We start from the raw sequence: 23,800 nt of genomic DNA on the forward strand, positions 1-23,800 counted from the left end.
CCTTTTAGATAGCTGGGACGTCGATTCCAGTAAACATCTTATCGCTATACAATTTTTCACCATCAACCCACGCTGCCATTCCAATACTGTATATTCAAACAGGTCGGATTGTGCCATAATTAGCCGTTTCCGCCGTTTGTTCTTCATACAAACCAGGCAATCCGTGTATCTACCTACCGGGAAAGGTGAATGGATAAGATCGAAGTTCGGGGCGCCCGCACCCATAATCTCAAAAACATCAACCTCGTTATCCCCCGCGACAAGCTGATTGTCGTCACCGGGCTTTCAGGGTCAGGCAAATCCTCACTGGCTTTCGACACGCTGTATGCCGAAGGGCAGCGCCGCTACGTTGAATCACTCTCCGCCTACGCGCGTCAGTTCCTGTCGCTGATGGAGAAGCCGGATGTCGACCATATCGAGGGGCTGTCGCCGGCGATTTCCATCGAACAGAAATCAACGTCCCATAACCCCCGCTCTACGGTAGGCACCATTACCGAAATTCACGACTATCTGCGTCTGCTGTACGCCCGCGTCGGCGAACCGCGCTGCCCGGACCACGACGTCCCGCTGGCGGCGCAAACCGTCAGCCAGATGGTCGATAACGTGCTTTCCCAGCCGGAAGGCCAGCGCCTGATGCTGCTGGCGCCGATTATCAAAGAGCGTAAAGGCGAGCATACCAAGACCCTGGAGAACCTGGCGAGCCAGGGCTATATCCGCGCGAGGATCGACGGCGAAGTTTGCGATCTCTCCGATCCGCCAAAGCTTGAGCTGCAGAAGAAACACACCATTGAAGTGGTTATCGATCGCTTCAAGGTGCGTGACGATCTCGCCCAGCGGCTGGCCGAATCGTTTGAAACGGCGCTGGATCTCTCCGGCGGAACCGCCGTTGTTGCCAATATGGACGACCCGAAAGCGGATGAGCTGCTGTTCTCCGCCAACTTCGCCTGTCCGATTTGCGGCTACAGCATGCGCGAACTGGAACCTCGCCTGTTCTCCTTCAACAACCCGGCCGGCGCCTGCCCCACCTGCGACGGCCTTGGCGTGCAGCAGTATTTCGATCCCGAACGCGTGATCCAAAACCCGGAGCTGTCGCTGGCGGGCGGGGCGATCCGCGGCTGGGATCGGCGTAACTTCTACTATTTCCAGATGCTGAAGTCGCTGGCCGAGCATTACCAGTTCGATATCGAAGCGCCCTGGGGCACCCTCAATGCCGACGTGCAGAAAGTCATTCTGTTCGGCTCCGGCAAAGAGAATATTGAATTCAAGTACATGAACGATCGCGGCGACACCTCCGTGCGCCGCCATCCGTTCGAAGGCGTGCTGCACAATATGGAACGCCGCTACAAAGAGACCGAATCCAGCGCGGTGCGCGAAGAGCTGGCGAAGTTTATCAGCAACCGCTCCTGTACCAGCTGTGATGGCACCCGTCTGCGCCGCGAAGCGCGCCACGTCTTCGTCGAAAATACGCCGCTGCCGACAATCTCCGATATGAGCATTGGCCACGCGATGGACTTCTTCACCAACCTGAAGCTCTCCGGCCAGCGGGCGCAAATCGCGGAAAAGGTGCTGAAGGAGATCGGCGATCGCCTGAAGTTCCTCGTCAACGTCGGCCTGAACTACCTGACGCTCTCGCGTTCGGCGGAGACGCTGTCCGGCGGCGAAGCCCAGCGTATTCGTCTGGCTAGCCAGATCGGCGCCGGGCTGGTCGGCGTCATGTACGTGCTCGACGAGCCGTCCATCGGCCTGCATCAGCGCGACAACGAACGCCTGCTCGGAACGCTGGTTCACCTGCGTAACCTGGGCAATACGGTCATTGTCGTTGAGCATGATGAGGACGCGATTCGCGCCGCTGACCACGTGATCGATATCGGCCCCGGCGCTGGCGTACACGGCGGGCAGGTGGTGGCTGAGGGCACGCTGCAGGATATTATGGCGGTGCCTGAATCCCTGACCGGGCAGTACATGAGCGGCAAGCGCAAGATTGCGGTGCCTGAGCAGCGCGTAGCCGCCGACCCGCAGAAGGTGCTGAAGCTGACCGGCGCGCGCGGTAACAACCTGAAGGACGTTACGCTGACGCTGCCGGTGGGCCTGTTTACCTGCATTACCGGCGTCTCCGGTTCCGGTAAATCAACGCTGATTAACGATACGCTGTTCCCGATAGCCCAGCGCCAGCTCAACGGCGCGACTATCGCCGAACCGGCGCCCTATCGCGACGTGCAGGGGCTGGAGCATTTCGATAAGGTTATCGATATCGACCAGAGCCCCATTGGCCGTACGCCGCGCTCTAACCCGGCAACCTATACCGGCGTGTTTACGCCGGTACGCGAACTGTTCGCCGGCGTGCCGGAATCACGTTCACGCGGCTACACGCCGGGGCGCTTTAGCTTTAACGTTCGCGGCGGCCGCTGCGAAGCCTGCCAGGGCGATGGCGTTATCAAGGTCGAGATGCACTTCCTGCCGGATATCTACGTGCCGTGCGACCAGTGCAAGGGCAAGCGCTATAACCGCGAAACGCTGGAGATTAAGTACAAGGGTAAGACTATCCATGAAGTGCTGGATATGACCATCGAAGAGGCGCGCGAGTTCTTTGACGCCGTCCCTGCGCTGGCGCGTAAGCTGCAAACCCTGATGGACGTAGGCCTGACCTATATCCGTCTTGGCCAGTCGGCGACCACGCTCTCCGGCGGCGAGGCTCAGCGCGTGAAGCTGGCGCGCGAGCTGTCGAAGCGCGGAACCGGCCAGACGCTGTATATTCTCGATGAGCCGACCACCGGTCTGCACTTCGCCGATATCCAGCAGCTGCTGGACGTTCTGCATCAGCTGCGCGATCAGGGCAACACCATCGTGGTCATTGAGCACAACCTGGACGTCATCAAAACTGCGGACTGGATTGTGGACCTCGGCCCGGAAGGCGGCAGCGGCGGCGGGGAAATTCTCGTCTCCGGGACCCCAGAGACGGTTGCCGAGTGCAAAGCCTCGCACACCGCGCATTTCCTCAAGCCGTTGCTGAGCTAATCACTGCGAAAGCTGCTGTCGGGTCGGCTCCGACAGCAGCCTAATCGCCTGCTGATAAGAGGCGTCGACCAGGTAGTAAATCTGCGAATCCGGCAGCGAACCGTCAAGGAATACCGTACTCCAGTGGGCCTTGTTCAAGTGCCGGCTAGGGCGCACGTCTACGTGCTGCTCCCGCAGAAGCTCGGCAAGTTCCGGGCTGGCCTTCAACGACACCGCGGGGCGCTTATCCTCCACCTCCTTGACCATCGCAAACAGCACGTCCGACACTTTAATCTGCGTCGCCTTCCAGTCGCTGTGTACGCTTTGCTCCGCGCCAGGCTTGGCCATGCAGTAGAGCAATAACTCCGAAATTGTCATCTAATATTCCCCCATGAGCGTCCCGACGCGATGGCGCGAACCGCCGTGAATGCGATATTCCGCGAGCCGCACCGCGGCCCGGCTGTCGATGTCAGATAAGCCATTCATGCTGCGAATGAATCTTTCTAAGTGTGCAGCAATAAGCGAAAAGGTAAAACCTTCCGGAGCGGATTTTGTACAAAAAAACGGCAGCCCTCCGGCTGCCGCTGTTGCTGGCTGCTATTTCGCCCGCAGGCGATCAGTAATCGGAGTTCACAATAACCTCTTCCCCCTGGGCCCCGGCCATCGGTAAAGGCTTGTAAGAGGAGTTGGAGGCGCGCAGAACGCGAATACCTCGCGCGCCCGCCTCTCGGGCGGCGGAAATATCGTTATCCGAGTCGCCGTAGAAGACCTTGATGTTTTTCTCCTGCAGCCACTGGGTTTTCGTGTTCTGTCCCGGCTTATCACCAGCAAAAATGACCGGGTTCATGCTTGTCGCGGGGATCAGGAAATCATCCTGCAGGGTTTTTGATACCGTTTCGGTTTTGGTCTGACTGCGGCCGGTCACAAAATAGATGCTATCGCCGCGCTTCACGTGCATCGCAATCAGCTGACGCGCGACCTCTTTCGGCATGCTGAAATCATCCCAACCGTTGTTCATTTTTTCCCAAAACTCGGGATTTTTCAGGTAAGCATCGCTGCCGGGCGAGAAGGTTTTCTGGCCGCGCCAGAATCCTGGGCTGGAAAACAGCACCGTATCGTCAATATCAAAGCCCACCGCAATCGGCGGGCGCCCCAGCAGGCTATTTTCAATCTGCGCCACTGATACCCAGTGGATCGGCGCCTGTTCAGCGAGCTTAGCAACGTTGGTTCCCGTCGAGAGGGGCTGCGGCGTCGAGGCGCGGGCAACGACGGCGCTATTAAGCGTGAACAGCAGGCAGACGGCCCCGAAGGCCAGGGTGATTTTGCGCATATTTATCCCTATAAACGTCATCATTCAAACGGCCTCTTTGACGGCTACGGTTAGCCGAACGCTCCCTGGGGCTGAGACGCATTTTGCATGATGGCGAGTGTAAATAACCGAATCATTATAATTTTCAATAATGTGGGTGCTTATAAATTCACCATGACCTTAACCCCGGCATCCGGTGATGAAAAGAGGTTTCTGCTCGAATGTCATAGAAAAAGAGAATGATCACACTTCAGGAAGGGAATTGCCCTCTCCTTTATACGTCGGAAAGGGCCAGATATTGCTGGGGGGTTATATCACTGCAGAAAATGCCTGCGCAACGCGCTGAACGTTGCCCGAGTTAAGGCCCGCCATGCACATCCTGCCGCTGGAAATCAGATAGACGCCAAACTCTTCGCGCAGGCGATCGACCTGAGCGGCGCTCAATCCCGTGTAGCTAAACATACCGCGCTGCTTGAGCAGGTAGTCAAAGTTAACGCCGGGGACCGCCTCTTTCAGGACGTTCACCAGCTCCTGACGCATCGCCAGAATGCGCGTGCGCATCTCTTCGACTTCCGCCAGCCATGAGGCCTTCAGCTCCGCGTCGTTCAGCACGGTGGCAACCACCTGCGCCCCGAAGTTCGGCGGGCTGGAGTAGTTACGGCGTACGGTCGCCTTCAGCTGGCCGAGCACGCGTCCCGCCGTTTCGCTATCTTCGCAAACCACCGACAGGCCGCCGACGCGCTCGCCGTACAGGGAGAAGATTTTCGAGAAGGAGTTGCTGACCAGCATCGGCATCCCGGCGCTGGCAATCGTGCGAATTGCCCAGGCGTCATCTTCCATGCCCGCGCCATAACCCTGGTAGGCGATGTCGAGGAAAGGGATCAGGCTGCGCGCTTTCAGCACTTTTGCCACTTCATCCCACTGGTCATGGCTCAGATCGGCGCCGGTGGGGTTATGGCAGCACGGATGCAGCAGCACGATATCGCCTTCAGGCAGGGTGCGCAGCGTCTCGAGCAGCGCCTCAAAGCGCACGCCGTTGGTCTCATTATCAAACCAAGGGTAAGCACTTACTTCGAAGCCAGCCCCTTCAAAGATAGCGATGTGGTTTTCCCAGGTCGGATCGCTGACCCACACGCGCGCCTGCGGGAAGTAGCGCTTGAGGAAATCCGCCCCCACCTTCAGCGCGCCGGAACCGCCCAGCGTCTGAATGGAAGCCACGCGCTGCTGCTGCAGTACCGGGTGATCGGCGCCAAACAGCAGCGGCGCAATGGCGCTACGATAGGCATTCAGTCCTTCCATCGGCAGATACAGCGAGGCGCCGTGCGGCTGCGCGTTAAGGCGCGCTTCCGCTTCCGCCACCGCCTTCAGCTGCGGGATAATTCCGGCTTCGTTGTAGTACAAACCAATGCTGAGGTTTACTTTGTCGCTGCGAGGATCTTCTTTGAAACGCTCCATTAAGGAGAGAATGGGGTCGCCAGCGTAGGCGTCAACTTTCTGAAACACGCGATGTTTCTCCAGGTTTACAAAAGGCAGGTCATAACACAATAAACCGGAAGCCGTGGCAGGTCGAGAGGATGTTAGCGGATTGCCGATGACGATCGCCCTATAGGGCGCTGGCGGGGCTTTTCCCGGCCGCAGCGCTGGCACCGTAGCCGGGCTGTCGGGTAGCACCCTGGCCCCGGCGGCCGCGACGCTGCCGGGGAATATTGCGGTAAATCGGGGCTAATCGACGTATTTCATCGAAACGCGTGAAGTCAGGCGCGTGATAAGTTCGTAAGCACTTACTTTTGTAATTTCTGCAATCCGTTCAACGGGTAAACCTTCTCCCCACAGCACCACCGGATCGCCGGACCTCTCCTGCGCCTCGGGGCCGAGGTCGACGCAGATCATATCCATCGCCACGCGGCCGACAATCGGCACTTCCCGACCGTTAACCAGCACCGGCGTACCGGACGGCGCGGCGCGCGGATAGCCATCGCCGTAGCCCATCGCCACTACGCCCAGCCGGGTATGGCGTTCGCTAATCCAGGTCCCGCCGTAGCCCACCGGCTCGCCCGCTTTATGCTCGCGAACGGCAATCAGGCTCGAGGTCAGCGACATCACCGGCTGGCAGCCAAAGTCGGCGCCGGTGGATTGATTCTCTAACGGCGACACGCCGTAGAGAATAATGCCCGGCCGCACCCAGTCAAAATGCGACTGCGGCCACAGCAAAATCCCGCCGGAGGCGGCGATAGAGCGCAGGCCAGGCTTGCCATCGGTAAAGGTGGTGAAGATATCCAGCTGCCGCTCGGTTGCGCCGCACTCCGGCTCATCCGCGCGGGCAAAGTGGCTGACGACGTTCACCGGCTGGCGGACGTTTTTACAGCGGCTCAGGCGCTGGTAGAAAGCCTCCGCCTCTTCCGGCAGCACGCCCAGCCGATGCATGCCGGTATCGAGCTTCATCCAGACGCTGACCGGTTCGCTCAGCTCGGCGCTTTCCAGCGCGGCCAGCTGTTCGGGGCTATGCACCGCCGTTTGCAGGCGCTCGGCGGCAATCACCGGCAGATCGCTGGCCTCAAAAAAGCCTTCCAGCAGCAGGATCGGCTGCGTGATGCCGCCCGCCCGCAGGCGTAGGGCTTCTTCAAGCCGGGCGACGCCAAAGGCGTCGGCATCAGGGAGCGTTCGCGCGGTCTCGATAAGACCGTGTCCGTAAGCGTTCGCTTTCACGACTGCAACCAGCTTGCTGGCAGGCGCCAGTTCACGCAGACGTTGCAGGTTGTGTCGCAGAGCGCGGCGGTTAATGACTACAGTTGCCGCTTGCATTTAAGTTCCTTAATAAAAGAGTCGCCGGTATCCATCGCGCTGCGGGAAGGCGACAGGTCCGGGCGCCCCGGGAGCTTAACAGGCTAAGTGACCGAGGCGGGCGGGCGCGTCAACGTACCAGCGGCGTGAAGGACTACGGAGATTTACTCATCATCATACTGAGGGCCGGCATAGTTATCGAAGCGCGACCATTGCCCGTTAAACGTCAGACGTACCGTACCAATGGGGCCGTTACGCTGCTTACCAATAATAATTTCGGCGATGCCTTTCAGGTCGCTGTTCTCGTGATAAACCTCATCACGATAGATAAACATGATTAAGTCGGCATCCTGTTCAATAGAGCCTGATTCACGGAGATCGGAGTTTACCGGGCGCTTATCGGCGCGCTGCTCCAGGGAGCGGTTAAGCTGCGACAGGGCCACCACCGGCACCTGCAGCTCTTTGGCCAGCGCCTTCAGCGAGCGGGAGATTTCGGCGATCTCCAGGGTACGGTTATCGGAGAGCGACGGCACGCGCATCAGCTGCAGGTAGTCGATCATAATCAGGCCAATGCCGCCGTGCTCGCGGGCGATACGGCGGGCACGGGAGCGCACTTCCGTCGGCGTCAGGCCGGAGGAGTCATCGATATAGATATTGCGTTTTTCCAGCAGAATGCCCATGGTGCCCGAAATTCGCGCCCAATCTTCGTCATCGAGCTGGCCGGTACGGATACGCGTCTGGTCGACGCGCGACAGCGAGGCCAGGGTACGCATCATAATCTGCTCAGAGGGCATCTCGAGGCTGAAAATCAGCACCGGCTTATCCTGCAGCATCGCCGCATTTTCGACGATGTTCATCGCAAACGTCGTTTTACCCATCGACGGACGCGCCGCGACGATGATCAAATCCGACGGCTGCAGACCCGCGGTCTTTTTATTCAGGTCGTCATAGCCGGTATTCACGCCGGTGACGCCGTCGTGCGGCTGCTGGAACAGCTGCTCGATACGCGCCACGGTCGCATCAAGCACTTCGGCGATATTTCTCGGACCTTCGTCTTTATTCGCGCGGCTCTCGGCGATCTTAAAGACCCGGGACTCCGCCAGATCCAGCAGGTCTTCGCTGGTGCGGCCCTGGGGGTCAAAGCCCGCTTCGGCAATTTCGTTCGCCACCGAGATCATTTCGCGGACAACGGCTCGTTCGCGCACGATGTCGGCATAAGCGCTGATGTTCGCCGCGCTTGGCGTATTTTTTGAGAGTTCAGCCAGATAGGCGAAACCGCCTACGCTGTCCAGCTGCCCCTGGCGCTCAAGCGATTCCGCGAGCGTAATAAGGTCAATCGGGCTGCCGGTTTCCTGCAGGCGGGCCATTTCAATAAAGATATGACGGTGCGGACGCGTGTAAAAGTCTTCTGCAACAACGCGCTCGGCGACGTCGTCCCAGCGCTCGTTGTCCAGCATTAAACCGCCCAACACCGACTGTTCCGCTTCAATCGAGTGCGGCGGTACTTTCAGCCCGGCGACCTGCGGATCGCGAACTCGGGGTTCAGTCTGGGGTTTGTTGAAGGGTTTATTTCCTGCCATATTGAATGGAATTCCCGGAATAGAAATTGGCTCGAAAGGTTACCACATAGTTCAGGAGGAAGCATGGCAACACGTATTGAATTTCACAAGCACGGTGGCCCCGAAGTTCTGCAGGTGGTGGAGTTTGTGGCAGGGGATCCGGCAGAGCACGAGATACAGGTAGAGAACAAAGCTATTGGTATCAACTACATCGATACCTATATTCGCAGCGGCCTCTATCCGCCCCCTTCGCTTCCTAGCGGATTAGGTACCGAAGCCGCCGGCGTGGTGACAAAGGTCGGGCGCGGCGTCACCCATATTAAAACCGGCGATCGCGTCGTCTACGCCCAGTCGGCGCTGGGCGCCTACAGCTCGGTGCATAACGTCCCCGCCGATAAGGCCGCTATTTTGCCTGCGGCCATCTCCTTCGAGCAGGCGGCGGCCTCCTTCCTTAAGGGGCTGACGGTCTATTATTTGCTGCGTAAAACCTACGAAATCAAAGCCGGTGAGGCGTTCCTGTTCCACGCCGCGGCCGGTGGCGTCGGGCTGATAGCCTGCCAGTGGGCGAAGGCGCTGGGCGCCAGACTCATCGGCACCGTCGGCAGCGCGCAAAAGGCGCAGCGCGCGAAGCAGGCCGGAGCCTGGGAGACGATCAACTATCGTGAAGAGAATATCGCCGAGCGGCTAAAAGAGATTACCGAGGGTAAGAAGGTGCACGTAGTCTATGATTCCGTAGGCAAAGACACCTGGGAGGCCTCGCTTGACTGTCTGCAGCGTCGAGGGTTGATGGTCAGCTTCGGCAACTCCTCCGGTCCGGTTACCGGCGTTAATCTGGGGATCCTCAACCAGAAAGGTTCGCTGTACGTTACCCGCCCTTCTCTGCAGGGCTATATCACCAGCCGCGAAGAGCTGGTAGAAGCCAGTAACGAGCTCTTTTCGCTGATCGCCAGCGGCGTGATAAACGTCGACGTTGCCGAGAGTCAAAAATATCCGCTGGCCGACGCCCGACGCGCGCACGAGGTGCTCGAAAGCCGCGCCACCGAAGGCTCAAGCCTGCTGCTGCCGTAATAGTTAAACGCCCCTGCTGCCTGAAGTATGGCGGGAAACCTCCCTAAATAATTCGGGCTACAGGAAGGCGGCAAGATAGCGAATCCCCGGGAGCTTACTCCAGTAAGTGACCGGGGTGAGTTAACGCAGCCAACGCATCTGTAGCCTGAAGTATGACAGGAGGCCCTCCCTAAATAATTCGGGCGACAGAAAGGCGGCAAGATAGCGAATCCCCGGGAGCTTACTCCAGTAAGTGACCGGGGTGAGTTAACGCAGCCAACGCCCCTGTAGTCTGAAGTATAACGGGAGGAGGCCCTCCCTAAATAATTCGGGCGACAGAAAGGCGGCAAGATAGCGAATCCCCGGGAGCTTACTCCAGTAAGTGACCGGGGTGAGTTAACGCGGCCAACGCCCCTGTAGTCTGAAGTATGACGGGAGGGGGGGGAAAAGTTTAGGGCTTCCATTCGGAAGCCCTTACTTTTTTTAGTTCGGCTGTATGTAGGGTACAGCGCGATGAATTCGTTAACGCGCTAATAGTGACAGATTTAATAAGCAAAACCTACGCCGTTTTATGCAAAATTCCTCAGGTTGTGACCTACCACTCACTCCCTTAATAACGCCAGCGGTTGTTGCTATGGTAGCGGGTGATTTTGGGCTTATTTATCGCCCGAATCACCCATACCACCGCAACGGCCAACAGCAGCCACGGCAGCAGTTTAATCATCATCGCAAACAGGCCGCCGACGAACATCAGCGCCGTCGCCGCGACAATCGCGGCAATAATGCCCAGCAGCGACACGCCGGTCACCAGCAGCATCACAAAAAACCCAATAATAAATAGCAGTTCCAGCATCGTCTTCTCTCCCCGGCAATAACCCTCTGTACTCAGGCATTACAAGAAGCGCGCCAATTATAATTTATTGAATTTAAAGCAAAACGCCCTGAAGTTAACTTCAGGGCGTGGCGTATTTGACTAAATTTTAGCGAAACGTTAACGCTTATCGGCTACCAGCTTCAGCGCGTGTTCCAGGACGTTAATATCCGCCCCGGCCTTGTGCGCGTTTTCACTCAGGTAGCGACGCCACTGGCGAGCGCCGGGGATCCCCTGGAACAGGCCCAGCATATGGCGGGTTACATGGCCAAGATAGGTCCCGTTGCTCAGCTCACGCTCAATATACGGATACATGGCGCGCACCACGGCAACCGGGTCAGCATCCGCGCCACTGGCCGCAAAAATCTCCCGGTCAACCGCGGTCAGGATGCCCGGATTCTGGTACGCTTCGCGCCCTACCATCACACCGTCCATATGCTCAAGGTGCAGCTTCGCCTCTTCCAGCGAGCGGATCCCACCGTTGATCGCCATCGTCAGATGTGGAAAATCACGCTTTAGCTGATAGACGCGCGGGTAGTCCAGAGGCGGGATCTCGCGGTTCTCTTTCGGGCTCAGGCCGGAAAGCCAGGCTTTGCGGGCGTGGATGATAAACATATCGCATTCGCCCTTCCCGGATACGGTATCAATGAAATCACACAGGAACGCATAGCTATCCTGGTCATCAATGCCAATGCGCGTTTTTACCGTTACCGGAATCGAGACCACGTCGCGCATCGCCTTAATGCAGTCGGCAACCAGTTGCGCATTGCCCATCAGGCAGGCGCCGAACATCCCGTTCTGCACCCGGTCAGACGGGCAGCCGACGTTGAGGTTGATCTCATCGTAGCCGCGCGCTTGCGCCAGCTTCGCACACTGCGCCAGCGCAGCCGGATCGCTACCGCCCAGCTGTAGCGCAACGGGATGCTCCTCTTCGCTATAGGCCAGATAGTCGCCTTTACCGTGAATAATCGCCCCGGTGGTCACCATTTCGGTGTACAGCAGCGTATGGCGCGACAGCTGGCGCAGGAAGTAGCGGCAGTGCCTGTCGGTCCAGTCGAGCATCGGTGCGATGGAAAAACGGTGGGCAGCAAAAGCGGTAGAAGTTGATTCTGGCATCATGGCGAATAAACAGGCATCCGGGTAAAAAGGGGCGCTACTATAGCACAAAGATAAACCACAGGCGCATAGCGCCAATGGTCATATCCTGGGGTAAAAAAACGCTATTTCCTGCGCGGCTTGCCGTCGTGAGGACCGAAGAACTGCGGAGGATGGTCAACCCAGCGATCCTGGCGCGTCGCGGCGTAGCTGGGGTTAAGCGGATAGTAGATCCGGTTAAATTTTTTATTCGCTTCGCCGACCACCAGCAGGCACACCTCCTCCTCGGTGTTGTTCAGGAAGGTATGGCATACCCCGGTACCGGCGGGAAAACCAACGCTATCCCCGGGCTCGAGCTTCCACAGATAGCCGTTTATCCACACTTCCGGATACCCTTCCAGCACGTAGATAAACTCTTCTTCATCGCTTTCCGCATGCGGATAAGAGGTGCGACGCCCCGGCAGCAGGCGTTCATGATGGATCCCCAGCCGGTTTAGTCGTAAACCTCGGGCCAGCGGCGCGCCGATGGAAAAGAGCTCGTTGCTGTCAGGGTAGGTGGCATCATCCGGCCCCTCCAGCTCGCGCCAATGTCGAATGCAATCAGGTCGTTTCATCGTTTTCTCCCGAAAATGAGATGCATCAGGTATAGCACAAACCGTGGGTTCTCGGCGTTTTGCCTGGATCGTGATAAAGTAACAACTTCATCGTTACACAACCAGAGGATGCTCATGGATAAGTCCACTTCGCAAGACATGTTAGCGCATGCTGAAAAGCTCTGCGCGCAGCGGGGCGTGCGCCTGACTCCGCAGCGCCTGGAAGTGTTGCGCCTGATGAGTCTGCAGCAGGGGGCGATCAGCGCCTACGATTTGCTCGATCTCCTGCGCGGTAAAGAGCCGCAGGCCAAGCCGCCAACGGTCTACCGGGCGCTGGAGTTTCTGCTGGAGCAGGGTTTCGTGCACAAGGTGGAATCAACCAACAGCTACGTGCTGTGCCATCTGTTCGATCAGCCAACCCATAGCTCAGCGATGTTTATCTGCGATCGCTGCGGCGTGGTGAAAGAAGAGTGCGCGGAAGGCGTAGAGGACATCATGCATACGCTGGCGGCAAAAATGGGCTTCGCCCTGCGCCATAACGTGATTGAAGCGCACGGACTGTGCGCGGGCTGCGTCGAAGTAGAAGCCTGCAACACGCCGGGGCACTGCCACCACGACCACACCATCCAGATTAAAAAGAAAGCCCGCTGAGGCGTTAGCCGCAGCGGGAATCAGGGGATTTTAGTACATCCTTGTACCCTTCGGGCAGGCAATAACAATGCTTTAAAACAAAGGGTTAACGCTTTATGTCCGATCGCTACCAGCGATAGTCATTTTTGGTTTCCCAGTCAGACACTTCTTTCTCTGCCTGATCTTTAGCGTAGCCGTAACGCTCCTGGATTCTACCGACCAGCTGGTCGCGCTTGCCCTCGATGACGGTCATATCATCGTCGGTAAGCTTGCCCCATTGCTCTTTGGCCTTACCTTTTAACTGTTTCCAGTTACCGCCGATTTCGTCTTTATTCATAATTCAATCCTCATCGTTCGGTGAGTGAACAGCCCGCTGTGTGCCGGACGTATGATTAACTATAGATGAGAATTCTGGGTTAATTTTATTATTCGGAATCTTTAACCATCTTTATGACAAAACACGTTATGAAAACCAGGTTCCGCGCCGCCAGTGCCGCCGCCAGATCAGCGCCAGCGACAGGCCCCGCAGCGCCAGGAACACCGCCAGCGCCAGCCACAGGCCGTGGTTACCGAGCACCGGTAGCGTCAGCAGGGTTAAGGCAAAGCCCACGGCGGCCACCGCCATGCTGTTACGCATTTCGCTGCCGCGCGTCGCGCCGATAAACATCCCGTCCAGCAGATAGCACCAGACGCCGATCGTCGGCAGAATCATCTGCCACCACAGATAGCGGTCGGCGAGCTGCTGGAGCGAGGGTATCGAGGTCAGCAGAGCGATAATCTGCTCTCCCGCCACGCTGTAGATCAGCGCAAAAGCCAGCGCGACCATGCCGGACTGCCGACAGGCCGCCCGCCATACCTCCAGCAGCTTGCTGCCGTCGCGCGCGCCGTAGGCCTGCCCGGAGTGGGCCTCCACGGCGTAGGCAAAGCCATCCAGCGCATAGGCGGTGAAGGTTAGCATGGTCATCAGAATGGCGTTCACCGCCACGATATCGCCTCCCAGACGCGCGCCGCAAACGGTCACCGCGCCAAAGCAGAGCTGCAGCAGCAGCGAACGCAGCATGATGTCGCGGTTGAGGGCCAGCAGCCGCCGGATGTCGCCGCGCCAGGCGCCCTTGAGCATAGCGAACGACACGCCGCGAAACTTCAGCACGCGTTTCGCCATCAGCAGGCCAATGATAAAGGTGGCGTATTCGGCGCTCACCGTCGCCAGCGCCGCGCCCTGCACGTTCATATGCAGACCCATCACCAGCCACAGATCGAGGACAATATTCAGCAGGTTGCCGACAATCAGCAGGATCACCGGCGCACGGGCATACTGGACGCCCAGCAGCCAGCCCAGCAGCACCAGGTTAGCTAACGATGCCGGAGCGCTCAGCCAGCGGATCTCGAGGAATCGCCGGGCCTGCTCCAGCACCGCTTCGCTGCCGCCGACGATATGCAGCGCGAGGTTAATGAGCGGAATACGAAACATAACGATCAGCAGACCGGCGGCCAGCGCCAGGCCAAGCGGCTGCACCAGCGCGCGCGCCAGGCGAACGGGATCCTTTGCGCCAAACGCCTGAGCCGTCAGGCCGGTGGTACTCATTCGCAGAAAGAGCAGCAGCATGAACAGGAAGCTGGTCGCCGTCGCTCCGACCGCCACGCCGCCGAGGTAAACCGGGCTATCAAGATGGCCGATGACCGCCGTATCCACCAGACCCAGCAGCGGGACGGTGATATTGGAGAAAATCATCGGTAGCGCCAGGCGCCACAGGGCCTTATCAGCAGCATTAAAAAGCATGGGGGAGAGCCTGAGCGAAGAGAGGTAGCGCAGCATCATGCATCAGACGATGCTGCGTTAGAGAAGGCGCTTACAGCCACTCGCCGTTGCGGATGACGCCGACGGCCAGACCTTCAATGGTAAAGCTTTGCTCGCGTAGGTTCACCACGATCGGTGAAAACTCGCTGTTTTCCGGTAGAAGTTCGACGACGTTACCCTGCTTTTTCAGGCGTTTAACCGTCACTTCTTCATCGATGCGTGCAACCACAACCTGCCCGTTGCGCACGTCCTGCGTTTTGTGTACCGCCAGCAGATCGCCGTCCAGAATACCAATGTCTTTCATCGACATACCGCTGACGCGCAGCAGGAAGTCGGCGCTCGGCTTGAACATTGCCGGGTCGACCTGGAAGTGGCCTTCGATGTGCTGCTGCGCCAGCAGCGGCTCACCGGCAGCGACGCGGCCAATCAGCGGCAGGCCGGGCTCTTCTTCAGTTAGCAGACGAATACCGCGGGAGGCACCGGAAACGATCTCGATTGCGCCTTTACGCGCCAGCGCTTTCAGATGTTCTTCCGCCGCGTTTGGGGAACGGAACCCCAAGCGCTGAGCAATTTCCGCACGCGTCGGCGGCATGCCCGTCTGGCTGATATGATCCCTGATGAGATCAAACACCTCTTGCTGCCTGGTCGTTAACGCTTTCATTCCGCCCCCTGGGTGTATATACAGTTATGCTGTGAGTATATACAGCTAACGGTGATTTTGGAATCAAATTTCACACATAAATCAGGAGATTCTTTTGTTTTGATGCCCGCCGAAGCCGGTTAACGCAGAGGGGATAGTGGTGAGGCGCTGCGGCTCCGCGCGGGACAAAAAAACGCGTGGAGGGAAGCTCGCCGGCCCGTGGACGCGAAACCGGGGCGGCGGAGGGCAAAGCAAATAGCCTGATGCGACCGGCGCTTAGCGATAGTGCGCCCACAGCAGCGTAACCCAGACGATCAGCGCGATGGCGATCGCCAGAAATACCGCCGCAGAGCCCATATCCTTCGCCCGTCCGGAAAGCTCATGGTGCTCGGAGCCAATCCGGTCCACCACCGCCTCAATCGCGCTATTAAGAATTTCGACTATCATCACTAACAGGACCGAGCCTATCAGCAGCACGCGCGTAACGGCGTCAACATCCAACCAGCAGGCGATCGCAATGGCAATAACGGTGGCGATCCCTTCCTGACGAAAGGCGGCCTCATTTATCCATGCCGCACGAAAACCTTTCCAGGAATACCCTGCCGCTTTAATAATTCGGGTTAACCCGGTGGTATTATTGGCCATCAAAAGAACCTTTTTATGTAAATGACGTCAATGAGTGTACGCGTTTGCCGCGTGGCGACGGAAATTTTGCGCACTTTCTGTTATTCTTGCCGCGCATTTGCATGATTAACCAGAGGCTTCACATCGTTTATGTCCGGCTGGCAACGAATTTACTATAAATTACTTAATTTACCATTACGGCTGCTGGTAAAAAGCAAGTCTATTCCCGCAGAGCCTGCTCAGGAATTAGGACTGGATACCTCGCGTCCGATTATGTACGTTCTGCCCTATAACTCGAAGGCAGACCTGCTGACGCTGCGCGCGCAGTGCCTGGAGCACGATTTAGCCGATCCGCTCGAGCCGCTCGAAATCGACGGCACCCTGCTGCCCCGCTACGTCTTTATCCACGGCGGCCCGCGCGTATTTACCTACTACACGCCAAAAGAAGAGTCCATCAAGCTGTTCCACGACTACCTGGATCTGCACCGCAACCACCCTGACCTCGATGTGCAAATGGTGCCGGTGTCGGTGATGTTTGGCCGTGCGCCCGGGCGCGAAAAAGGCGAGCTCAATCCGCCGCTGCGCATGCTTAATGGTATTCAGAAATTCTTCGCCGTGCTGTGGCTGGGCCGCGACAGCTTCGTACGCTTCTCGCCGCCGGTGTCGCTACGCCGAATGGCGTCCGAGCACGGAACCGACAAAACCATCGCCCAGAAGCTGGCCCGCGTGGCGCGTATGCACTTCGCCCGCCAGCGCCTGGCCGCCGTCGGCCCGCGCCTGCCCGCCCGTCAGGATCTGTTCAACAAGCTGCTGGCGTCAAAAGCCATCGCCCGTGCGGTGGAAGACGAAGCCCGCAGCAAGAAAATCTCCCACGAGAAGGCGCAGCAAAACGCCATCGCGCTGATGGAAGAGATCGCCGCCAACTTCTCCTACGAGATGATTCGCCTGACCGACCGCGTGCTGGGCTTTACCTGGAACCGTCTGTATCAGGGCATAAACGTTCACAACGCCGAGCGCGTGCGGCAGCTGGCGCACGAAGGGCACGAGATCGTCTACGTTCCGTGCCACCGTAGCCATATGGACTACCTGCTGCTCTCCTACGTGCTCTACCACCAGGGGCTGGTACCGCCGCATATCGCCGCCGGCATCAACCTCAACTTCTGGCCGGCAGGGCCGATTTTCCGCCGCGGCGGCGCGTTCTTTATTCGCCGTACGTTTAAGGGCAACAAGCTCTACTCAACGGTATTCCGCGAATATCTTGGCGAGCTGTTCAGCCGCGGCTACTCGGTAGAGTACTTCGTCGAGGGCGGACGCTCCCGTACCGGGCGCCTGCTGGACCCGAAAACCGGCACCCTGTCGATGACTATTCAGGCGATGCTGCGCGGCGGCACCCGGCCAATCACGCTGGTTCCTATCTACATCGGCTACGAGCACGTGATGGAAGTCGGAACCTACGCCAAAGAACTGCGCGGCGCGACGAAAGAGAAAGAGAGCCTGCCGCAGATGCTGCGCGGCCTGAGCAAGCTGCGTAACCTCGGCCAGGGGTACGTTAACTTCGGCGAACCGCTGCCGCTGATGACCTGGCTCAACCAGCACGTACCGGAGTGGCGCGAATCTATCGATCCTATCGAAGCCATTCGCCCGTCCTGGCTGACGCCGTCGGTAAACAGCATCGCCGCCGATCTGATGGTCCGCATCAACAACGCCGCCGCGGCAAACGCCATGAACCTGTGCTGTACCGCGCTGCTGGCATCGCGCCAGCGTTCACTGACCCGCGAGCAGCTGACCCAGCAGCTGGAGTGCTATCTCGATCTGCTGCGTAACGTGCCCTACTCTCCGGACGCGACCACGCCGCCGGCTTCCGCCAGCGAGCTGATTGACCACGCGCTGAAGATGAATAAGTTCGAGGTCGAGAAGGACACCATCGGCGACATCATTATTCTGCCGCGCGAGCAGGCGGTGCTGATGACCTACTACCGCAACAACATCGCTCATATGCTGATGATGCCTTCGCTGCTGGCGGCTATTGTCACCCAGCATCGGCGGATCACCCGCGCGGAGGTGCTGCGTCACGTCGAGATGTTCTATCCGCTGCTGAAGGCCGAGCTGTTCCTGCGCTGGGAAAAAGAGGAGCTGGCGAGCGTTATCGATGCGCTGACCGCTGAGATGCAGCGCCAGGGCCTGCTGGTACTGAGCGACGATGAGATAAGCATCAACCCGTCGCACTCCCGCCTGCTGCAGCTGCTGGCCGCCGGGGCGCGCGAAACGCTCCAGCGCTACGCCATCACCTTCTGGCTGCTGAGCGCAAATCCTGCGATTAACCGCAGTTCGCTGGAGAAAGAGAGCCGCACGATGGCCCAGCGCCTGTCGGTTCTGCACGGGATCAACGCGCCGGAGTTCTTCGATAAGGCGGTATTCAGTACTCTGGTACTGACGCTGCGTGATGAAGGCTACATTAGCGATACCGGCGACGCCGAGCCGGAAGAGACGCTGAAGGTTTACCAGATGCTGGCGAACCTGATTACGTCGGATGTGCGTCTGACGATTGAAAGCGCCGCGCAGGATGAAGCGTAGCGCCTGAGACCTGCCCCGGCCTGCGCATCGCTGGCCGGGGAGTCATAACCAGGACTGGGGAAACTACGCCATGTAGCCCATCGCCAGGCCGAGGAACAGCACCAGCCCAACGTAGTTATTGTTTAAAAACGCTTTGAAGCAGTCGTCGCGTTCACGACGGAAAATCAGCTTCTGCTGCCAGAAAAACAGCCCCGCCGCAATAAACAGCGACCAGTAATATTCCCAGCCCAGGCCGTTCAGCCAGCCTACCGCCCCCATTAAGACCAGCACAGCAATCTGCAGCATGCCGATAATCAGGCGGTCGTTTTCACCGAACAAAATCGCCGTTGATTTGATGCCAATTTTAAGGTCATCGTCCCGGTCAACCATCGCATACTGGGTATCGTAGGCCACCGCCCACAGAATGTTGGCGAGGAACATCAGCCAGCAGCTCAGCGGCAGCGATTCGCTCACCGCGGAGAAGGCCATCGGAATCGACCAGCCAAACGCCGCGCCGAGCACCACCTGCGGCAGGTGGGTGTAGCGCTTCATAAATGGATAGACCCACGCCAGCGCCAACGCCGCCACCGACAGCAGAATGGTCATGGTGTTGAGGGTCAGCACCAGCAGGAACGAGAGCACCACCAGCACGGCAAACAGCACCCGGGCCTCTTTCTCCGTCACGTCGCCGCTGGGCAGCGGGCGACGCGCGGTGCGTTTAACGTGACCGTCAAACTTACGGTCGGCATAGTCGTTGACCACGCAGCCGGCGGCGCGCATCAGCCACACTCCGGCGACAAAAACGGCCAGAATCCACAGCGGCGGAATACCCGGCGTCGCTACCCATAGCGCCCACAGCGTCGGCCACAGCAGCAGCAGCGCGCCGATCGGTTTGTCAGTACGCATCAGGCGATGAAACGCCAACAGCTTATTCTGCGTCAGACTCCACTCCATTTTCTCTTCCTCTTAATACAGCGGCGATGCCGGCAGAAACAGTTCTGTCAGCAGCAGCGGTTTACCGCTCAGCCGAAGGCGGGAACGACGCCCCCAGAGCTCCGCATAGCGCCCAATTTCAATAAAATCACGGGTTAACGTCGAAGACGTGAACAAATAGCGGCCCAGCGGCGTCTGTCCAAGCTGCTGCAGCGCCAGTTCGGGGCCGCTCAGCGTCGATTCCGGAACGACGGTGCGCCCGGCCAGCCAGGGTTCATTATCGGCGCAGAGAATAATTTCCCGCAGCCAGTAACGCTCTTCATCCGGCAGCAGCGCTTCTTCGCCGACCAGCGCCTCGCGCCCGACGAACGCTTCGTTGACCAGCATAACGCTAACCTTTTTCCCCTGCTGCTCAAAGCGTTTGGTCATTGAGTCTTCCAGCAGCAGCCAGTCGCGCAGCGAGGGCTCCAGCGGGGGCATAGCGGCAAAATAGCGCAGCGCACGCAGTTGCGTAAGCGCAGGATGTGACATGCCTGATTCTCCGATACATAACGTGGAGGCATTGTATCGCAGAATAGGCCGATCGGGGCGGGCAAACATCAAGATACGATCTTCCGCGCAACAGCCATGCAACAGCAGCCGCGCGCGAGAAAAAAAGGTGCGTCCAGGCGGACGCACCTAAAGGCTGTGCCTAAACATCAGCATTGTGGGGAGACGATCACCCCTTGCCTTTTACACTGCTGATAAAGGTGGAACGGGCAGATTTCGAGCCAAGGCGTTCAGCTTCGTTCATCAATTTGAGGGCTTTGTCGATATCACCTTTCGCAACCGCCTGCTTGATGCCGTTGTTAAAGTAAGTTTCCGTATCGTCCAGCATCGGCTCGCTCTTCGCCGCCGGCGCGGCGACCGGCGCCACAACCGGAGCGGCGGCCGGCGCGCTGTATACCGGCGCGGCCGTATTGCCGACGGTGACCGGACCCGGGCCGGAGGAGCCAAACAGCGGGCCAACCAGCACGCTGGAGCCGGAAGAGGTTTTCACCTTCAGACCCAGGGTACCTTCGGTGGTATGTTTAGCAATCGGGTCCGGAATATCCGGTACCGCGTTACCCGTACCTTTGGCGTAGGCCTTCGCCGGATCGATTAATTTGGTGGTCTGCTGCAGATCCTGCGGCGTGGTAAAGACCAGGACGTAAATCTTTTGCTGGCCCAGCGCCGGCGTCAGACGCATCACCCCTTCGAGGCGATCCGAGCTCATTACGCCCGGCTCGAGGTAGGTAAAGTAGCTGCTGGGGAAGTAGGCCGATGGCGTCATGTTCTGGTCAAGAATCAGCACATTCGGTGCAAAAACGCTGGTTTGCTTGTTCACTTCGCTGGTCAGCGTAATGGTCAGCTCACCGATGTTCGCCGGGACGCTATAGGCGGCGACCGGCCCGGTGATGCCGGGAATATTCAGCGACTGTCCTGCCGTCGCGAGGTTGGTGACCTGAGATTTTGACTGATCGACCGGCGTCCAGGTTAACTGCTGTAGCGCGGAGGCGGGGATCGTCGGTGCGGCAGAGGTGTTCTGCGGCACAAAATTCACATCGGCAAAACTGACTGCGGGTACGCTGGCCAACAGGCCGGCGGACAGGCAGAGGGCAACGAGACTTTTATTCATTTTCATTGTTATCACCTCAATTCCGATGGCCGAGCGGTAGCCAGGCAATAGCTCGCAGGGCCTAAGATAGAGAGGGGCTTGCGCCCCTCTTTTGGTCATGACAGGTCAGGCAGGATTACCACCAGATTTCCATCTGGGCACCGAAGGTCCACTCGTCGTTATCGCCACGGCTGAAGGTCTTCGCAGAGGTGTCGTTATACGCCACGCCGGAGGTGTAGCCAGTACCGGAGTCGCCGTTCGCATAGCCCCATTTCTCATCCCACTTGGCGTAGGTTGCGAATACGCGGATTGCCGGACGCGACCAGATGCTGTCGCCAGCCTGCCACTGCTGTGCCAGGGTGATTTTGTACTGGTTGTTGTTGTCGCCGGTTTTCTGCGATTCTACGTTGTCGTAGCCAACTTCCAGCAGGGTGCTCATAATCGGCGTCCATTTGTACATTGGACGTACGCCGACGGTCCACCATTTGGTGCCGTTGTTGTTGTCGAGGTTGATATCCTGGTACATACCGACGTACATCAGATCCCAGCTATCGCCCAGCGAGATCGCGCCGTGGTCAAGCACGCGCCACATGGTACCGTCGTTGTTAATGCTGCCGCCCTGCGGAACGCCTTTACCGTTGGAGGTCATTGCGTCGGTTGCGTACTGCAGCACGAACTTGTTGTAGCCCTTCAGCATGCTCTGGGTGTGTTCAGCGGTCAGCATCCAGCCGTCTTTAGACGCGTCCGGCTGCAGGTAGTAGTTATCCGGAACGTTGGTGTGACCGTAGTCAACGCCGAGCTCCAGGGTACCGCCTGGGTTGATTTCCATCTGCGCTAAACGCACGTCGAAGACGTCGTTCGGCACGATGTTGTCATAAATACGGTTGCCCAGCGCATCGCGGTCAGCGAAGGTGGCAGAACCGCCGGACTCAGAAGAACGGGTTGCCGCCATAGACAGCTTACCGAAGCCCAGATCGATGTTTTCGATACCAGCACCAGGACCTGAAATATCCCAGTAGTAGAAGTCGATCATATGAACGTCATGACGCTGGTAGAAACGCTTACCGGCCCAGATGGTGGAACCTGGCAGCCAGTCGATCAGGTTTTTACCCTGCACGTTGGCTTCACGGAATGCCGGGCTGGTTGATTCCCAGTCATTCTGCTGCGATACGGAGTACGCGACGTTGGTATCGAAGTAGAAGCTCTTATCACCTTCTTTCCATACTTCCTGGCCCAGTTTTAATTCCGCATAGGTTTCACATTCGTTACCAAGACGGTATTTACTTTGAGCACCGGTTGCCTGGAAGCACTGCTGTTCACCGCCGCTGCCGGTCCAGCCGATGCCGGAACGAGCATAGCCGTGGAAATCGACGGCCATCGCCTGGGCAGACATAACGCCTGCCGCGACGGCGACCGCCAGTGGAAGTTTGCGCAGAGTAATCATCATTCTATCTCCTGAGATCATTGCTTTTCTTTGAACACTTCGCCCGTCGTTCTGCCTGCTGCAGCGCTAAGGGGTTCGCGTTTTTTTTAATGGGAAGCCTTACACGCCCGGCTCTTGATGCAACCGACGACACGCCGTGCCATCCTCACGGAATAAATGGCAACGTTCCGGTGGCAAACCGATAGCGAATGTGGCTCCCTCTTTTACCAACACCACGTCGTTCTGGCGGTAGACCAGGTTCTGACGGATGGCTGGGATCTGGATATGAATTTGCGTTTCGTGACCAAGCTGCTCAACCACCTGCACTTCCCCTTCGAGGGTCACGTCGGCGATATCGCTGGGCAGCAGATGTTCCGGGCGGATGCCTAAGGACATGTTTGCGCCTACCTGAACGCGGGCGCTGTCCACCGGCAGCCAAATTTGCTGGCGGTTTGGCAGCTCTACCTGAACCTGCTCGATGGCGGTTGCGGTGACTTTTACCGGCAGGAAGTTCATCTTCGGCGAGCCAATAAAGCCCGCAACGAAGCGATCGGCCGGGTAGTGATACAGCTCAAGCGGTCTCCCTACCTGCGCGACGCGACCTGCATCCAGCACCACAATCTTGTCGGCCAGGGTCATCGCTTCAACCTGATCGTGGGTCACGTAAATCATCGTGCGTCCCAGCCGCTTGTGCAGGCGGGAGATTTCGATACGCATCTGCACGCGCAGCGCGGCATCGAGGTTTGAAAGCGGTTCATCCAGCAGGAAGACGCGAGGCTCCGCCACCAGGGTACGACCGATGGCCACGCGCTGACGCTGGCCGCCGGAAAGCGCCTTTGGCTTACGCTCAAGCAGGTGCGCCAGCTGCAGCACTTCAGCCACCTGAGTGACGCGCTGGTTGATCACATCTTTTTTGGCGCCGGCCAGCTTCAGGCCGAAAGACATATTTTCCGCGACGGAGAGATGAGGGTAGAGCGCGTAAGACTGGAAGACCATGCCGATGCCGCGTTCTGCGGGTGGGATGTCGTTCATCCGGGTTTCGCCGATAAACAAATCACCGCTGGTTATGGTTTCCAGCCCGGCGATCATACGCAGCAGGGTAGATTTGCCGCAGCCCGATGGCCCGACAAACACCACGAACTCCCCTTCCTGGATGTCGAGATTGATATCTTTCGATACCACCACGTCGCCCCAGGCTTTCGTTATATTTCGCAGCTGTACGCTCGCCATGCCCATCTCCCTTCGTTACAACCTGTCACTTAAAGACACATTCAAGATGGGCTGACTATGCGGCATTCATTAACCTGGTGAATC

The 23,800-nt window shown here is 58.3% G+C and carries 21 protein-coding genes; 4 read left to right on the forward strand and 17 right to left on the reverse strand.

What is annotated here, in order from left to right; translation table 11 throughout:
* The first annotated feature begins 189 nt into the window (after positions 1-189).
* On the forward strand, positions 190-3,015 hold the full coding sequence (uvrA, locus tag EDF75_RS24965) for an excinuclease ABC subunit UvrA (protein ID WP_133601246.1): 2,826 nt from the start codon (positions 190-192) through the stop codon (positions 3,013-3,015).
* Here uvrA and EDF75_RS24970 read toward each other — a convergent pair whose 3' ends face one another.
* The 5 genes from EDF75_RS24970 to dnaB form a co-directional block, all read right to left on the reverse strand.
* The gene (locus EDF75_RS24970; RefSeq protein ID WP_045853451.1) at positions 3,016-3,372 is read right to left on the reverse strand and encodes an MmcQ/YjbR family DNA-binding protein; all 357 of its coding nucleotides are present in this window, start codon (positions 3,370-3,372) and stop codon (positions 3,016-3,018) included. It lies immediately after the preceding gene.
* 238 nt (positions 3,373-3,610) lie between these two features.
* The gene (gene aphA, locus EDF75_RS24975) at positions 3,611-4,324 is read right to left on the reverse strand and encodes an acid phosphatase AphA (protein ID WP_133601277.1); all 714 of its coding nucleotides are present in this window, start codon (positions 4,322-4,324) and stop codon (positions 3,611-3,613) included.
* A 288-nt stretch (positions 4,325-4,612) separates the two neighbouring features.
* Positions 4,613-5,806: an aromatic amino acid transaminase gene (tyrB, locus tag EDF75_RS24980; RefSeq protein WP_133601247.1), complete on the reverse strand. Its 1,194-nt coding sequence runs from the start codon at positions 5,804-5,806 to the stop codon at positions 4,613-4,615.
* Between the two features lie 219 nt (positions 5,807-6,025).
* Positions 6,026-7,105, reverse strand: coding sequence for an alanine racemase (alr, locus tag EDF75_RS24985; RefSeq protein WP_133601248.1), 1,080 nt, complete (start codon positions 7,103-7,105; stop codon positions 6,026-6,028).
* A 143-nt stretch (positions 7,106-7,248) separates the two neighbouring features.
* The gene (dnaB, locus tag EDF75_RS24990) at positions 7,249-8,664 is read right to left on the reverse strand and encodes a replicative DNA helicase (RefSeq protein ID WP_045853454.1); all 1,416 of its coding nucleotides are present in this window, start codon (positions 8,662-8,664) and stop codon (positions 7,249-7,251) included.
* A 63-nt stretch (positions 8,665-8,727) separates the two neighbouring features.
* Between dnaB and EDF75_RS24995 the strand changes: the two genes are divergently transcribed.
* The gene (locus EDF75_RS24995; protein WP_133601249.1) at positions 8,728-9,711 is read left to right on the forward strand and encodes a quinone oxidoreductase; all 984 of its coding nucleotides are present in this window, start codon (positions 8,728-8,730) and stop codon (positions 9,709-9,711) included.
* Between the two features lie 589 nt (positions 9,712-10,300).
* Here EDF75_RS24995 and pspG read toward each other — a convergent pair.
* The 3 genes from pspG to EDF75_RS25010 all read right to left on the reverse strand — a co-directional run bounded on the left by pspG (position 10,301) and on the right by EDF75_RS25010 (position 12,270).
* The gene (gene pspG, locus EDF75_RS25000) at positions 10,301-10,543 is read right to left on the reverse strand and encodes an envelope stress response protein PspG (RefSeq protein WP_133601250.1); all 243 of its coding nucleotides are present in this window, start codon (positions 10,541-10,543) and stop codon (positions 10,301-10,303) included.
* 138 nt (positions 10,544-10,681) lie between these two features.
* Positions 10,682-11,680, reverse strand: a complete 999-nt coding sequence (gene dusA / locus EDF75_RS25005) for a tRNA dihydrouridine(20/20a) synthase DusA (protein ID WP_133601251.1) — start codon at positions 11,678-11,680, stop codon at positions 10,682-10,684.
* 101 nt (positions 11,681-11,781) lie between these two features.
* The gene (locus EDF75_RS25010; RefSeq protein WP_045853456.1) at positions 11,782-12,270 is read right to left on the reverse strand and encodes a cupin domain-containing protein; all 489 of its coding nucleotides are present in this window, start codon (positions 12,268-12,270) and stop codon (positions 11,782-11,784) included.
* 114 nt (positions 12,271-12,384) lie between these two features.
* Between EDF75_RS25010 and zur the strand changes: the two genes are divergently transcribed.
* A complete protein-coding gene (gene zur / locus EDF75_RS25015; protein ID WP_045853457.1) occupies positions 12,385-12,900 on the forward strand; it encodes a zinc uptake transcriptional repressor Zur in 516 nt (171 codons plus the stop codon).
* A 106-nt stretch (positions 12,901-13,006) separates the two neighbouring features.
* Here the strand turns inward: zur and EDF75_RS25020 are convergent, their stop codons facing one another.
* The 4 genes from EDF75_RS25020 to EDF75_RS25035 all read right to left on the reverse strand — a co-directional run bounded on the left by EDF75_RS25020 (position 13,007) and on the right by EDF75_RS25035 (position 15,962).
* Entirely contained in the window at positions 13,007-13,216 is a 210-nt protein-coding gene (locus tag EDF75_RS25020) for a CsbD family protein (RefSeq protein ID WP_041143596.1), read from the reverse strand.
* Between the two features lie 126 nt (positions 13,217-13,342).
* A complete protein-coding gene (gene dinF, locus EDF75_RS25025) occupies positions 13,343-14,659 on the reverse strand; it encodes an MATE family efflux transporter DinF (protein WP_133601252.1) in 1,317 nt (438 codons plus the stop codon).
* 70 nt (positions 14,660-14,729) lie between these two features.
* Positions 14,730-15,338, reverse strand: coding sequence for a transcriptional repressor LexA (gene lexA / locus EDF75_RS25030; RefSeq protein ID WP_123710004.1), 609 nt, complete (start codon positions 15,336-15,338; stop codon positions 14,730-14,732).
* Positions 15,339-15,593: 255 nt separating this feature from the next.
* Positions 15,594-15,962: a diacylglycerol kinase gene (locus EDF75_RS25035; protein WP_045853460.1), complete on the reverse strand. Its 369-nt coding sequence runs from the start codon at positions 15,960-15,962 to the stop codon at positions 15,594-15,596.
* 129 nt (positions 15,963-16,091) lie between these two features.
* Between EDF75_RS25035 and plsB the strand changes: the two genes are divergently transcribed.
* Positions 16,092-18,515, forward strand: a complete 2,424-nt coding sequence (gene plsB / locus EDF75_RS25040; protein WP_133601253.1) for a glycerol-3-phosphate 1-O-acyltransferase PlsB — start codon at positions 16,092-16,094, stop codon at positions 18,513-18,515.
* Positions 18,516-18,578: 63 nt separating this feature from the next.
* On the opposite strand, the gene ubiA is transcribed toward plsB, so the two are convergent.
* From ubiA to malK, 5 genes are all read right to left on the reverse strand, one after another.
* The gene (ubiA, locus tag EDF75_RS25045; protein WP_041143591.1) at positions 18,579-19,448 is read right to left on the reverse strand and encodes a 4-hydroxybenzoate octaprenyltransferase; all 870 of its coding nucleotides are present in this window, start codon (positions 19,446-19,448) and stop codon (positions 18,579-18,581) included.
* A gap of 12 nt (positions 19,449-19,460) precedes the next feature.
* Positions 19,461-19,958 (reverse strand): chorismate lyase, encoded by a 498-nt coding sequence (ubiC, locus tag EDF75_RS25050; RefSeq protein WP_133601254.1) that lies wholly within the window; start codon positions 19,956-19,958, stop codon positions 19,461-19,463.
* Between the two features lie 187 nt (positions 19,959-20,145).
* Positions 20,146-21,090 (reverse strand): maltose operon protein MalM, encoded by a 945-nt coding sequence (gene malM / locus EDF75_RS25055; protein ID WP_133601255.1) that lies wholly within the window; start codon positions 21,088-21,090, stop codon positions 20,146-20,148.
* 109 nt (positions 21,091-21,199) lie between these two features.
* Positions 21,200-22,510: a maltoporin gene (locus EDF75_RS25060; RefSeq protein ID WP_133601256.1), complete on the reverse strand. Its 1,311-nt coding sequence runs from the start codon at positions 22,508-22,510 to the stop codon at positions 21,200-21,202.
* 96 nt (positions 22,511-22,606) lie between these two features.
* A complete protein-coding gene (gene malK / locus EDF75_RS25065; RefSeq protein ID WP_133601257.1) occupies positions 22,607-23,716 on the reverse strand; it encodes a maltose/maltodextrin ABC transporter ATP-binding protein MalK in 1,110 nt (369 codons plus the stop codon).
* Positions 23,717-23,800: the final 84 nt, after the last annotated feature.

Origin of the sequence: Klebsiella sp. BIGb0149 (assembly GCF_004362605.1) — a bacterium.
Lineage (GTDB): Bacteria > Pseudomonadota > Gammaproteobacteria > Enterobacterales > Enterobacteriaceae > Klebsiella > Klebsiella terrigena.

What these genes read in the sequence shown, in the direction of transcription:
- alr (WP_133601248.1), bottom strand. Translation starts at nt 7,105, where the DNA reads ATGCAAGCGGCAACTGTAGTCATTAACCGCCGCGCTCTGCGACACAAC.
- EDF75_RS25060 (WP_133601256.1), bottom strand. Translation starts at nt 22,510, where the DNA reads ATGATGATTACTCTGCGCAAACTTCCACTGGCGGTCGCCGTCGCGGCA.
- EDF75_RS25010 (WP_045853456.1), bottom strand. Translation starts at nt 12,270, where the DNA reads ATGAAACGACCTGATTGCATTCGACATTGGCGCGAGCTGGAGGGGCCG.
- zur (WP_045853457.1), top strand. Translation starts at nt 12,385, where the DNA reads ATGGATAAGTCCACTTCGCAAGACATGTTAGCGCATGCTGAAAAGCTC.
- uvrA (WP_133601246.1), top strand. Translation starts at nt 190, where the DNA reads ATGGATAAGATCGAAGTTCGGGGCGCCCGCACCCATAATCTCAAAAAC.
- aphA (WP_133601277.1), bottom strand. Translation starts at nt 4,324, where the DNA reads ATGCGCAAAATCACCCTGGCCTTCGGGGCCGTCTGCCTGCTGTTCACG.
- dusA (WP_133601251.1), bottom strand. Translation starts at nt 11,680, where the DNA reads ATGATGCCAGAATCAACTTCTACCGCTTTTGCTGCCCACCGTTTTTCC.
- malK (WP_133601257.1), bottom strand. Translation starts at nt 23,716, where the DNA reads ATGGCGAGCGTACAGCTGCGAAATATAACGAAAGCCTGGGGCGACGTG.
- EDF75_RS25035 (WP_045853460.1), bottom strand. Translation starts at nt 15,962, where the DNA reads ATGGCCAATAATACCACCGGGTTAACCCGAATTATTAAAGCGGCAGGG.
- ubiC (WP_133601254.1), bottom strand. Translation starts at nt 19,958, where the DNA reads ATGTCACATCCTGCGCTTACGCAACTGCGTGCGCTGCGCTATTTTGCC.
- plsB (WP_133601253.1), top strand. Translation starts at nt 16,092, where the DNA reads ATGTCCGGCTGGCAACGAATTTACTATAAATTACTTAATTTACCATTA.
- dnaB (WP_045853454.1), bottom strand. Translation starts at nt 8,664, where the DNA reads ATGGCAGGAAATAAACCCTTCAACAAACCCCAGACTGAACCCCGAGTT.
- EDF75_RS24970 (WP_045853451.1), bottom strand. Translation starts at nt 3,372, where the DNA reads ATGACAATTTCGGAGTTATTGCTCTACTGCATGGCCAAGCCTGGCGCG.
- pspG (WP_133601250.1), bottom strand. Translation starts at nt 10,543, where the DNA reads ATGCTGGAACTGCTATTTATTATTGGGTTTTTTGTGATGCTGCTGGTG.
- EDF75_RS25020 (WP_041143596.1), bottom strand. Translation starts at nt 13,216, where the DNA reads ATGAATAAAGACGAAATCGGCGGTAACTGGAAACAGTTAAAAGGTAAG.
- ubiA (WP_041143591.1), bottom strand. Translation starts at nt 19,448, where the DNA reads ATGGAGTGGAGTCTGACGCAGAATAAGCTGTTGGCGTTTCATCGCCTG.
- EDF75_RS24995 (WP_133601249.1), top strand. Translation starts at nt 8,728, where the DNA reads ATGGCAACACGTATTGAATTTCACAAGCACGGTGGCCCCGAAGTTCTG.
- dinF (WP_133601252.1), bottom strand. Translation starts at nt 14,659, where the DNA reads ATGCTTTTTAATGCTGCTGATAAGGCCCTGTGGCGCCTGGCGCTACCG.
- lexA (WP_123710004.1), bottom strand. Translation starts at nt 15,338, where the DNA reads ATGAAAGCGTTAACGACCAGGCAGCAAGAGGTGTTTGATCTCATCAGG.
- malM (WP_133601255.1), bottom strand. Translation starts at nt 21,090, where the DNA reads ATGAAAATGAATAAAAGTCTCGTTGCCCTCTGCCTGTCCGCCGGCCTG.